The organism is Candidatus Accumulibacter cognatus, from assembly GCF_000584975.1.
GTDB classification, from domain to species: domain Bacteria; phylum Pseudomonadota; class Gammaproteobacteria; order Burkholderiales; family Rhodocyclaceae; genus Accumulibacter; species Accumulibacter cognatus.
This window is the reverse complement of sequence record NZ_JDST02000077.1, coordinates 18,453-30,337: the sequence shown is the minus strand read 5'-3', so window position 1 is coordinate 30,337 and position 11,885 is coordinate 18,453. Positions and strand designations below refer to the sequence as shown.

Below are 11,885 nucleotides of genomic sequence, written 5' to 3'. Positions count from 1 at the left end.
CCACGCCAAGGCGCTACAGTCCCTATTGACCCTGAACTTCCAAACCTTCCAGAAGAGTCAATCGTGACCGCGCACGGTATAGTCTGCCGACCAACATCAGTATCAGTATTAGGAGAAAAATCATGAATCTAAAAAAGTTGCTTTGTACGGCGTCGGTCTTGATGCTGCCGTCGCTGGCCATGGCCTCTGTGGTTACGAATAACATCAATCTGGCCCTGCCACACTCCGGTTTCAATGCCTACGACATCGACGGCGACGCGATCGTCGACATTGGCTTGTCAGAGGATTGCTGCAGCCCCAACAACACTTTCGTTTCGTCGGGATTTGGGTATCCGGCGAGTTGGCAGTACGCTTGGTTGAGCGTGGGCCAGACTGTCGACAACACGCTGACTTGGGTGTCGGGCACTTTTGGCTACACGCCTACAGCGCCAGTGACGCCTGGGTTGAACTACCTCGCCGTCAAGGACACCTCGATCGGCAGCTACTTCGGTTACATTACCATCGACTTCGAACTGCCCCTCGTCGGAACCGGAGGCTATTCGCAGACGCTGGTGAGCTACACCTACGACGATACCGGCCGGGCAATCACGGTCGGCAGCAGCGTTCCCGAGCCGACTGCGCTGAGCCTGCTCGGCCTTGGTCTGCTGGGTCTGGTTGGTGCTTCGCGTCGCAGGAAAGCCGTCGAAGCCTGATTGCAATAGCAGCATGCAGCACTTCAAGAAGCCCGGCCTCGCCGGGTTTTTTGTTTGTTGACCGACGACGATGCATATGCCACAACCGAATGTGGTTGTTGCGCACGACAGCGGCTCTTGGGTGGTGTTCCTCAAGTGGATATATTAAAATCTAACATATTGATTACAAAATAATATATCAGGATCGTATCCACGTCTTGACCACTACCCCCCGTTTTTCGTTTCCACCCTACAGCTCTGGCCGGACGGGCGGTTTGACGTTCAAAGGCGGCTTGCCCGGTTGCTCGAACTTTCCGAACGTCGGTGGCGGTGGCGGTGGCGGCGGCTTCTGCACGGACATCGGCATCGGCCGTGGCGGCCGTCGCGGATGCCAGACGGCAAGATGGCGCAGATAAAAGGTCACTGGAACCGCCTGTTTGAGCACGCCGCCGTGGCCATCGACGATCGCGGCGTCAAGCTGGTAGCGCTGGTTGGTCGGCGGCAGCGTGTCTCCCCAGAACTCGGGGGGAATCATGAATTCATTGGCGGTGAAGCGCTGGCCGACGGGTCGACCGTTGATGCTGACCGTGATGGCATGCCCGTTGCCCAGTTGCAGAGCAGGTTCGATGGCGACCCGTACCTCGAACAAGGCATTGTTGGCGGCGACACTGCCATCATTGGCAGGCTCAACGATGCTGAACCTGTGGTAAGCAGGCGCCGCCGCTGCAGGCTGGTCGCTTTCCCTGGAGACTCGGCTGGCAGCCGGGGCAGCCGCTTTGGGGACCGGAACCGGTTTGCTGATGTTGAGTTCGGGCAGGAGCACCGGCTTGGCCCCTGCTTGCGGCTGGTCGGAATACATCGGACTGCCCGCGCCACGCGTGACAAAGACCTCCTGTGCCGGCGCCGCTGCCGGAACGGACAGCAGCAAGCAGACCTGTGCGAGCCGAGCCAGCCGCTTCTTCGTCCGCTCAGACACGGGGCACCTGCCTGCTGCGCGTGTCCATCCGGTCGAATGTCGACAGCAGCGCCTGCGCCACGCGTGGCGAATAGAGCATCGCCAGGTGACCCAGACCGTCGATCGGGTAGTTGGCGGTACCAGACAATTGTGAATTGCTTTGCGGCATCACGAAGTTGTCGTGCGGACTATAAATGGCGAGAGTATCGAGCACCGCAGCCGGATTGGCAAGATTCTGCAGCCAGGGGTTGCCGGGCCGCATCTGACGGGCATTCTTGCCAGGCCCGATGCTCGCCAGGTGACTGCCCTGGTGTGGCGTTCCGAGCGTCACCAGACCGGCGACCCGCGCATGGCCACAACGTTGCAGATAGGCCCGTGCCACCAGCCCACCCATGCTGTGGCCGGCAAGCAGCACACGTTCGGCGCCGGTTTCGGCAAGAACGGCATCAATGCGCCCGGCCAGGGGAAGCACATAATCCTCGATGCTGCCGTGGATCGGTTCAAGGCTGATCGTCGCCACCGTCCAGCCAGCCGCCTCAAGGCGACGGCGCAGCCACCACCAGGCGGCGCGCGAACAAAAATAGCCATGGACCAGCAGCACCGGCAGGCGCCTGCCCGGCGCTCCGGCCACATTGGCGATTCCGGCCCGAAGACGATCCGTACCCATCCACCAGCGTTCGAAGGGAAAGATCACGATGAAACTGAGCAACATCGCTGCGTACTCACCAAGCACCATCAGCAAGGTCTGGCGCACCGACAGGCGCGGGGCAGGGGACCGGTAAGCCCAGGCATAGCCGTAGGTGAGCATGATCAGCACAGCGCGCAGCGAGAACACGCCGGCCAGCGCCAGCAGGGCGGTTGCGGATGGCGAAGCAGCGCAGCCATATCTGGCGATGGCCACGTAAAGCGCCACTTCGATGAGCAGGGCAAGGCGAAGAGCACGCGCGAGCATGACCGTCAATCTCCGTCAGGGGATGACCGGGTTGGGTTTGCCGGACAATTCGGCGGCCAGCAGGCTGGCGTTACGCGCCACCAGCCCGTAAATCGAGAGCTGTGGATTGACCCCCAGACTGGTTGGAAAGAGCGAACCATCATGGACGGACAGATTGGCGAGCCAGAAGTGCCGGCCGCGATGATCGACGACGCCACGCTGCGGCCCGTCGGCCATCCCGCATCCCCCCATCACATGCGCACTGACCACCCGGCAGACGAATGGCTTGAGCGGCAGTTCATTGATCCCTTTCCTGGCCTCGGCCCAGCTGGCATATCCTGGGGCCGTTTCGTGCGCCGGCGAGACCCAGCGCGCGCCGGCGGCAAACTGGATTTCGGCCATCGCCAGCAGGGCGCGGCGCGCCGCTTCCCAGATTACATCGCCGAGTGGGTAGTCGAGCACCGGCAGGCCATCGCTGCCGAGGCGGACCTGGCCACCGCGACTTTCAGGATGGAAACCGTCGCGCAGCAGTGCCAGCAGCGCGTTGGCCTGCGTGAATTCGCGCATCAGTCTGGCGTGTGCCTCACCAAATCCCTGCAGGGTCGTCGAAAAGAGCACCGGATGCAAGGGCGGCGTCTCGATCTTGAAACCCAGAGGACCGTCGATCGGTGCCTGGTGCAGGAAGTGATCGGAATAGATCGATTGCGGTGCGCCAGCATAGGCGTCGATACGCTCGGGCATCAGTGCCGACGAAATCACCACTGGATGCAGGAAAGTGCGCTTGCCCAGCAAGCGGTAGGGATCGGGAACGCCGCTGCGCAGTAGCAGCGCCGGGCTACCGATGGCACCGCCGGCAATCACGAAATGGCGAGCACGCAACTGTACTCGCTTGCCGGCCGGATGGATGCCGTCGGGCTGTAGCGCCATGCAGTCGAGAGCACTGACCCGGCTGCCGTCGAAACGTAGACGCTCGGCACGCAGCCGGGTGTACAGCGTCGCTCCCCGGTTGAGCGCTGCCGGGATGGTGGTCAGCAGCATCGACTGCTTGGCGTTGGTCGGGCAACCCATGCCACAGTAGCCGAGGTTCCAGCAACCCTTGACATTGCGCTTGATGACCCCTACGGGAATCGCCAGCTTCTCGCTGCCAGTCACCAGCACCTGATTGTTCGGGTTGGGCGGCGTATCCCAGGGGCGCACCCACAGTTTGTGCTCCATCACCGCGAACCAGGAACTCATCGATTCGGCGCTGAGTTGCCGCAAGCCGAACTGCTGTTGCCAGAATTCGAATACATCGGCCGGTGGGCGGAAGCTGCTGGTCCAGTTAACTGTCGTCGAACCGCCGACACAGCGTCCCTGCAGAATGTTGATCGCCTTGTCGGCTGTCTTGCGAGAGGCGGATTCCTGATACAGATCGGGATAGGCGTTGGCCTCGCGCATCTTGAAGTCGCTCGACGAGCGCAGGGGTCCTTCCTCGACGAGCACGACGCGCAGGCCGGCGTCGCTGAGGATGTCGGCCGTGACGCCACCACCCGCGCCGGTGCCGACGATGACCACATCGAATTCCAGGGTCTGGCCCCTGGCAAGCGTCGATGAGTCGATGTGCTTCCAGCCGGAAGCCAGCCCGTCCTTGATCGGATCGAACATCAGAAATACCCCTGTGGTGGACCTGGATAACCGATGGCCTCCCAGGTGTCGGGGCGTGCGTACCAGGCTCCGAAGGTCAAGTCGTGCAGTGCCCCATAGGCCGTCTGCAGCAGGCTGAGGCGGCTGGTCCGCCAGGACTGCAGGAATTCGCTGACCTCGGCGACGCTGGCCGCATGCCATGGCTGGCCGACGCCGGCCAGCAGCAGCCGCGCTGGTGTCAGCACCAGTAGGCCGAACAACTCGCCGACTTCCTTCTGGGCAGCCAGCGAAAGCCCGGCCACCTCGATGGCGACGCCATCGACGGTCAGGGCCACCAGCCGGCGGCGCAGCGTAGGGTCTGTTGGCAGCATTCCTTCAAGCATCGCGTTGCACAGCGCGCCGAGCATCTCGCGCTCGGCAATGCTCAGGCGGCGTGCTCCGGCAGCGTTCAGCCAACCGGAGAGCGAGAGCAAGAGACTGCCGGCAAGACCGGTCCTGATGAATTGGCGACGGGACAGAATCATCGCAGGAGGATCCTCGTCAAGTGTTCGAACAAGCGGCGGTAAGGCGGTTTGAACAGACCGATGCCGGACCATCGTGATTGCCGAAAAACACTCTTCCTGACGGAGAAGGTTTCAAAGCCTGCGAAACCATGATAGCAACCCATGCCGCTCGGCCCGACGCCACCGAAAGGCAGATCGTCCTGCGCAATATGCAGGATGGTGTCGTTGATCGTCACGCCCCCGGAGACCGTTTCGTCTAGGATACGTTCTATCTGCATACATTCGCTGTCGAAGTAATACAGCGCCAGCGGTCGCGGCCGGCCGTTGACGAAGGCAATCGCTTCGTCGAGATCACGATAGGGCCGTAGCGGCAGCAGTGGGCCGAAGATTTCCTCCTGCATCACGCGCAAGCCGTCCTCGGCCCCGAGCAGTGCCATTGGCGGCAGACGGCGCCTGACCGGATCGGCGACGGTATCTGCTGCCAGATCGACAATCGTCGCTCCCGACGTCCTGGCTTCTTCAAGGTAAGCCGACAGGCGCGCGTACTGGCGTTGATCGACGATCGTCGAATAGTCTGCAGTCTTTTCGAGATCGGGATAGCAGGCGGCGACGACACGCCGCGCCTGCTCGATGAATGCCTGTTCCTGTCCGGCTGGCAGCAGCACATAGTCGGGAGCGATACAGGTCTGCCCGGCGTTGAGGCACTTGCCGATGATGATCCGCTCGACGGCGTGCGCAAAGTCGGCAGGGGCCAGCGCCGGGCCGATGATCGCTGGTGACTTGCCGCCAAGTTCGAGCGTCACTGGTGTCAGGTTTTCCGATGCGGCGCGCATCACCTGGCGACCGACCGGCGTCGAACCGGTAAACAAAAGATGGTCGAAGGGAAGCTGCGAGAATTCCCTGGCCACATTGACGTCACCTTCGACTACGGACAACTCATCATCGGCGAAATATTTTTCGACCAGTTCGGCAAACAGCGATGCGGTTGCCGGGGTGATTTCCGACATCTTGATCAAAGCCCGGTTGCCGGCCGCCAGGGCCGCGCTGAGTGGCGCAGCAGCGAGAAAAATCGGGTAGTTCCAGGGAACGATGATGCCGACGGCACCGAGTGGCTGATAACGTACTTCTGCCCGAGCGGGCTGAAACCACAGCGAAACCGAACGTGTCTGCGGCTGCATCCAGCGCCGCAGGTGGCGGCGCGCATGGCAGATTGCTGCGTGGCTTGGAAAAAGCTCGAGCAGGCGCGTTTCGGCTGCCGACCGATGGCCAAAATCGCGACCTATTGCGTCGGCAATCGCTGGTTCGTTGTCGAGCAGAAGCCGATCGAGCGCCTTCAGGCGACGCTCGCGCAGTGCCCGTCCGGGGTGCGGATCGTTGCGTGCAGCCGCCTGCAAACGGGAAAAGCGCCTTGCCAGGGTATCGGGATGAGGCATTTGCCGCTCCTTTTCAGGGTTCTGTCGGATAGCAGTCTAAGCGCTGCAAGCGCTGCCCGTTAGGGGAAGCTCTCTAAACAGACCGAGTCCGCCGGAGCATAATCGGGAGCCATGGACAATTTGACGATCTCGATCGAAAAACAACAGAGCGCCGCTGCCTTGCGGCAGCACCTGCAAGTGGCGAAGTCCCTGCGCCAGAAAGCCAACAGCGAGCCTGCAGCGGCGCATGATCGCTTGCGCCTGCGCGAGTGGCAAGCCGGACGACTGGCCCGTACACATGCCGAACTGCTGGCCAGCGCGCGCTTCGGAGACGCCGCGCAGTTTTTTCTCTCCGACCTCTATGGTCCGAAGGACTTCAGCAGCCGCGACGAAGAGGTCGAGCGTATTCTGCCGCTGCTGATCAAGATGTTGCCTGGTTCGGCACTGCGCACCGTTGCCCTGGCCGTTGAACTCGATGCGATCTCGGAACTGCTCGACTCGGCGATGGTCGGCGTTCTCTGTCGGCGCGGAGTGATCGACCGCATCGACGAAGATGCCTATGCCGCAGCCTACCGGGCGGTCGGCTGTCAGCCGGAGCGCCTGCGCCAGATCGTGCTGATTCGCGAGATCGGCGAAGCGCTGGACAGGCTGGCCAGGAAGCCGTTGCTGAACGGCATGCTCAAGCTGATGCGCGGCCCGGCGCATCTGGCCGGACTTGGCGACCTGCAGGCGTTTCTCGAACGCGGCTTCAATGCCTTCCGCGGCATGGGGCCGGCCACCGAGTTTCTCGATTCGATCGAGCGCAAGGAGCGGCAATTACTGGGCAGGCTCTTTGCTGGCGCCGCCACTCCCTTGCTGCTCCAGCAGTAAGTGATTGCTTCGTGTGCGCAAGCAGGCCAGGAATCAGGCCAGTATGCTTCCGGCGATTGCCGGGATCCAGATTTCAACATGTACGCATGGATGATTCATGACCGCCCATCCGTACACTTTGTGACACAAAACGATAAATACTGCACAGATCCGCTCCGTTTTTATCTGTAGTATTGATCCTGTCGCCGAGGCCCTCCCCCCTCCTCCCCTCCCTCCCCCTGGAGCGTCGCGGCGATGGTATCACCGGCCCGCCCAGCCCCCCTCTGTGCGGGCCGTTTCTTTTGCCTTGTCCGCAAAGGCTGCCACGTGCGTCACGTACCGTCGCTGGCAATCTGGCCCGAGCGCCCCTCACCCCGTACAATGGGGGCAACGCATTTTCTTACCGAACATCACCACCAGGACTTCGATGAGTAGCAACGACCCTCCCTTTTCCAGTCTGCGCTTGGCGGTACCCGGTTCAGGCTTCTTCGGCAGGCTGATTACGATCGCGGTTGGCGCGCTCTTGCTGGTCGCCGCCTTGATGTTTTCACTGCTGGTACTGGCCGTGTTGCTGGCCGTTGGACTGCTGGTCCTTGCCTGCCTCAAGTGGAAAACCCGCTACCTGCGCGGGCATTCCGACGAACCCCTGCGCAACCAGACGCAGTCCAGCCAGCCGCAGCCGGCACCGGGCGGCCGTGTGATCGATGGCGAAATCATCGGAGACGCCGAATACGAGACGCGATCATCAACCCGCCACCGACCAACGGCCAACCTTCCGGCATCCTCCAATCACCAGCCCAGACCAGCGGTAGACCCTTGAATCTCGCCATGCAACCCATCAGTTTCGCTCTTTACCTGACCCTGCTCAGCTCCACTGCCGCTGCCCAGGTATCCGCCGAACGTTTCAGCACCTGCCTGGCGACGCTGCGCGCCGAGTCTGCGGCGAAGGGCGTTTCGACCGCCGCCTTCGATCGCCTGACCAGCGGCCTGACGCCGGACCCGAGCGTTCTTGAATTCCTCGACTATCAACCCGAGTTCCGGACACCGATCTGGGATTACCTGGCTAGCCTGGTCGACGATGAACGGGTTGCAGATGCGCTGGCAATGCGTGAGAAATGGGCCGGCACGCTGGCCGCGTCGGCCGAGCGCTATCAGGTCGATGGGGATACGGTGATTGCCGTCTGGGGCGTCGAGAGCAACTTCGGGCGCAACTTCGGCAAGCGCCCGCTGCTCACCTCGCTCGGCACACTCGCTTGCTTCGGGCGTCGGCAGGCCTATTTCCGTGGCGAATTTCTCAGCACGCTGAAGATTCTCGACCGCGGCGACATCGCGCCGGATCGGCTGGTGGGATCGTGGGCCGGTGCTTTCGGCCATACCCAGTTCATGCCTTCGACCTTCCTGCGCCTGGCCGTCGATGGTGATGGCGATGGCAAGCGCGACCTCATGGACAGCGTCCCCGATGCGCTCGCGTCGACCGCCAACTTCCTGCACAAGGCTGGCTGGCGCCAGGGCGAGCCCTGGGGTTACGAGGTCGTGCTGCCGGCCGGTTTCGACACCAGCGTATCCGGACGCGGCAACAAGCGGCCGCTGTCGTCCTGGATTGGGCGCGGTATCCGCCGTGCCGACGGGCAGCCGATCGTCACCTCGGATGCCGCTGCCGGACTCCTCCTCCCTGCGGGTCCGCGCGGACCGGCGTTCCTGGTATTTCGCAATTTCGACGCGATCTACGGCTACAACGCTGCCGAAAGCTATGCCCTGGCGATCGCCCATCTCGCCGACCGGATCAAGGGTGGCAAGGTTTTCGTCACCCCCTGGCCGACCGATGACCCCGGTTTGTCGCGGAGTGAACGCCGTGAGCTGCAAACGCTTCTCGCCGGCCGTGGCTACCCGATCGGCGAAATCGACGGCATGATCGGCGCCAACTCGCGTCAGGCTATTCTGGCCGAACAGAAACGTCTTGGCCTGACCGTCGATGGCCGTCCTGGACAGAAGCTGTTGGCCGCCCTGCGGGCCGTGCCGGCCGGCCGCTAACGGCCATGGCGATTTGAGACACACCGGATGGATGAAAGCCGTGACCGTTTCCCTCAGCCCCGACCCTTCTCCCACCAGTGGAGGGGGGAGTTTCGTGAGTCGCTGATGCGACTGCCACATTAAAGACATGTCGCCCGCTCCGGATGCCGTCACCCCGAACGAAGGGGAAATCTGCATCGATGCCTCGCAACTGCGTCCGGGGGTGCACGTCCGTTTGCCGGTGCCCTGGGTCGAGCACCAGTTCATGTTCAACTCCTTTGTCATTGCGGATGAAGAACAGGCGCGGCTGATCGCGGCGATGAAGCTGCCGCAACTGTTCTGCGACCCGACGCGTTGCAAGGTGCCACCGCTGCTCCGACAGGAGGAACAGCCGGGTAGCGATCCCGAGGTGGCTGCCGAAAAGGATCGCCTGGCGGCGCTGGCGGCACGGCGCATGGCCGAGAAGCGTGCGCGTGCGCAAGTCATGAGCGAACTCAGGGAACGCCTCGACAAGGCGCAGCAACACTACCTCGGCGCTGCCAGGGAAGTCAGTGGCGCCATCCAGGGCTTCCTGCTCCATCCCCGCGAGGCGGTCGAACGGGTCGCCAGGGTCAGCAAGGACACCACCACGGCGCTACTCGCCGATCCCGATAGCGCGATCGTGCTGATTGCCGAAAAGGCGCACGATGACGGTCATGCCGCACACTCGCTGTCGGTCATGACCCTGGCGCTACTGCTCGGCAAACAGGCAAAAATCCCGGAACAGGCCCTGCACTCGCTCGGCATCGGTGCACTGCTGCACGACATCGGCAAGCTCGCGATCAAGGCTTCGATTCTGCGCAACAACGAACGCAACCGATACGAGGAACAAATCTATCAGTCGCATTGCCGTGCCGGCTACGACGCGGCAATGCGTGCCGGCAACCTGACGCCGCCCTTGCTCGAAGCCATCCTGCACCACCACGAGCGTTACGACGGTAGCGGCTTTCCGGATCGCCTGAGCGGCAACGCAATTCCCCTGTCGGCACGGCTGGTAGCGATTGCCAACCGCTTCGACAATCTCGTCAGCCCGATCGACACGCGGCGCGCGCTGTCCCCTTCAGAAGCCCTGTCGACGATGTGGACACGCGAGCAGAAATATTTTGATGCGGCTCTGCTGCAACTCTTCGTGCGGGCGATGGGCGTCTATCCTCCGGGATCAATCGTGCAACTCAGCGACGGCCGCATCGGCGCCGTCGTCGGCTCGGCGCCCGCCGGCAAGCCGCTCTCGCCGAAGGTCATGATCTACGCCCCCGAGGTGCCGCGTCGCCAGTCGATCATCATCGATCTTTCGAGCGACGACGAGCTCAAGGTCGACCGCCCCTTGCGCCTGCAGGAACGCCCGCCAGAGGAACTCGATTACCTGCTGCCGCGCCGCAAGATCAACTGGTCCTACATGGCGCAACGGCCGTGATCCGCTAGGCGCCGCGCAATGGCCAGGGGTCATGATTCGTGGGTCGCTGATGTGATTGCCATGTGAATGATCGCCGGCCAGACGAGTCCAACTGGCCTATAGTTGCGACTGCCGTTTACCACCCGAGTGACGCCATATTGCAGAGGAGGGCGCGATTTGTCTTCAAACCCGGACGAAGCGACCCCGCAGGAGGGGGAGATCCGTATCGACGCATCGCAACTGCGTCCAGGCGTGCATGTCCGTCTGCCGGTGTCGTGGGTCAAGCACCAGTTCATGTTCAGTTCCTTTGTGATCGAGAATGAAGAGCAGGTGCGTCTGATCGCCGCGATGAAACTGCCGCAACTGTTCTGCGACCCGGCGCGCTGCAAGGTGCCGCCACGGCCGCTCCAGGAGGTTGCGGCGGTCGACCACGATGCGGAGCTGGCCGCTCAGGCAGAACGGGAATCCCTGGCCGCGCTGGAAGCCGCTCGCATGGACGCCAGCCGTGAACGCGAGCGGATGATGGAGGGACTCCGGCAACGGCTGGTCAAGGCCGGACAGCTTCATCACAAAGCCGCAGCGACGGTGAGCAGCGCCATCCGGAATTTCGGTACCAGTCCCCGACAATCGGTCAAGGATCTCACCCGGATCTGCGAGGAATCGACCACCGCGCTATTCTCCGACCCGGACAGTGCCTTCGTGCTGGTCGTCGACAAGGCGCGGAACGACAGACAGGCGGTGCATGCGCTATCGGTGATGACCCTCTCGTTGCTGCTCGGCAAACAGGCAGGGTTGTCCGAGCAGGCCCTGCGCGTACTCGGCACCGGTGCGTTGCTCCATGACATCGGCGCACGACTGATTACTCCGTCGATCCTGCGCAACCCCGCGCGCAACCGCCACGAGGAAAAGTTCTTCCGGGCGCACTGCCGCAATGGCTACGACGAGGCCTTGCAGGCCGGTGCGCTGTCGCCACCGATACTGGATGCCATCCTGTCCCATCACGAACGCTGCGATGGCAGCGGTTTCCCCGATCGCCTCATGGGCAACGCGATCCCTCTGACGGCGCGGATGGTCGGCATTGCCGACCGTTTCGATACGCTGGTCAATCCGGGCGAACCCCGCCTGGCCATCGGTCCGGCGGAAGCCCTGGCGACGATGTGGTCCAGGGATCAGAAAGGCTTCGATAGCGGCCTGTTGCAACTTTTCGTGCGCGCGATGGGGGTCTATCCACCCGGCTCCATCGTACAGCTCAGCGATGGCCAGATCGGCACGGTCGTGGGCTCGGCGCCCGTCAGCAAGCCGCTCGCCCCCAAGGTGATGATCTATGCGCCCGAGGTACCTCGCCACCAGGCGATCATCGCCGATCTCGCAATGCAAGATGTGGTGACCATCGAGCGTCCTCTGCGCCTGCAGGATCGCTCCGTTGAAGAACTCAACTACCTGCTGCCACACCGCAAGGTGGACTGGTCCTGTTCGACATAGTGAGGGATCATGACCGG

General features: G+C 62.7%; 11 protein-coding genes. 6 read left to right on the top strand and 5 right to left on the bottom strand.

The annotated features are described in order from the left end of the window. Positions 1-122 precede the first annotated feature (122 nt). Positions 123-692, top strand: coding sequence for a PEP-CTERM sorting domain-containing protein (locus AW06_RS14515; protein ID WP_046536673.1), 570 nt, complete (start codon positions 123-125; stop codon positions 690-692). Between the two features lie 229 nt (positions 693-921). Here the strand turns inward: AW06_RS14515 and AW06_RS14510 are convergent, their stop codons facing one another. From AW06_RS14510 to AW06_RS14490, 5 genes are read right to left on the bottom strand one after another with little or no spacing between them, the layout of a single operon-like run. Further along, complete coding sequence (locus AW06_RS14510) at positions 922-1,647, bottom strand: hypothetical protein (RefSeq protein WP_034951487.1); 726 nt, start codon at positions 1,645-1,647, stop codon at positions 922-924. Next, complete coding sequence (locus tag AW06_RS14505) at positions 1,640-2,578, bottom strand: alpha/beta fold hydrolase (protein ID WP_273704731.1); 939 nt, start codon at positions 2,576-2,578, stop codon at positions 1,640-1,642. Before AW06_RS14505 ends, AW06_RS14510 begins: the two co-directional genes overlap by 8 nt. A 15-nt stretch (positions 2,579-2,593) precedes the next feature. Beyond that, positions 2,594-4,201 carry a GMC family oxidoreductase gene (locus AW06_RS14500; RefSeq protein ID WP_034951485.1) on the bottom strand — a complete coding sequence of 536 codons (1,608 nt, stop codon included), beginning with the start codon at positions 4,199-4,201 and terminating at the stop codon, positions 2,594-2,596. Further along, complete coding sequence (locus AW06_RS14495) at positions 4,201-4,704, bottom strand: hypothetical protein (RefSeq protein ID WP_034951483.1); 504 nt, start codon at positions 4,702-4,704, stop codon at positions 4,201-4,203. The genes AW06_RS14500 and AW06_RS14495 overlap by 1 nt, the downstream gene beginning before the upstream one ends. After that, on the bottom strand, positions 4,701-6,116 hold the full coding sequence (locus AW06_RS14490; RefSeq protein ID WP_034951481.1) for a coniferyl aldehyde dehydrogenase: 1,416 nt from the start codon (positions 6,114-6,116) through the stop codon (positions 4,701-4,703). Before AW06_RS14490 ends, AW06_RS14495 begins: the two co-directional genes overlap by 4 nt. Positions 6,117-6,227: 111 nt before the next feature. Here AW06_RS14490 and AW06_RS14485 point away from each other — a divergent pair, with 111 nt between their 5' ends. The 5 genes from AW06_RS14485 to AW06_RS14465 all read left to right on the top strand — a co-directional run bounded on the left by AW06_RS14485 (position 6,228) and on the right by AW06_RS14465 (position 11,868). After that, positions 6,228-6,965, top strand: a complete 738-nt coding sequence (locus tag AW06_RS14485) for a hypothetical protein (protein ID WP_034951480.1) — start codon at positions 6,228-6,230, stop codon at positions 6,963-6,965. Between the two features lie 406 nt (positions 6,966-7,371). Next, positions 7,372-7,764: a hypothetical protein gene (locus AW06_RS20795; protein WP_212761135.1), complete on the top strand. Its 393-nt coding sequence runs from the start codon at positions 7,372-7,374 to the stop codon at positions 7,762-7,764. Positions 7,765-7,772: 8 nt separating this feature from the next. After that, on the top strand, positions 7,773-8,975 hold the full coding sequence (locus tag AW06_RS14475; RefSeq protein ID WP_034951478.1) for a lytic murein transglycosylase: 1,203 nt from the start codon (positions 7,773-7,775) through the stop codon (positions 8,973-8,975). Between the two features lie 127 nt (positions 8,976-9,102). Further along, on the top strand, positions 9,103-10,407 hold the full coding sequence (locus tag AW06_RS14470) for an HD-GYP domain-containing protein (RefSeq protein ID WP_138678664.1): 1,305 nt from the start codon (positions 9,103-9,105) through the stop codon (positions 10,405-10,407). 156 nt (positions 10,408-10,563) lie between these two features. Continuing rightward, entirely contained in the window at positions 10,564-11,868 is a 1,305-nt protein-coding gene (locus AW06_RS14465) for an HD-GYP domain-containing protein (protein ID WP_273704730.1), read from the top strand. Positions 11,869-11,885 lie beyond the last annotated feature (17 nt).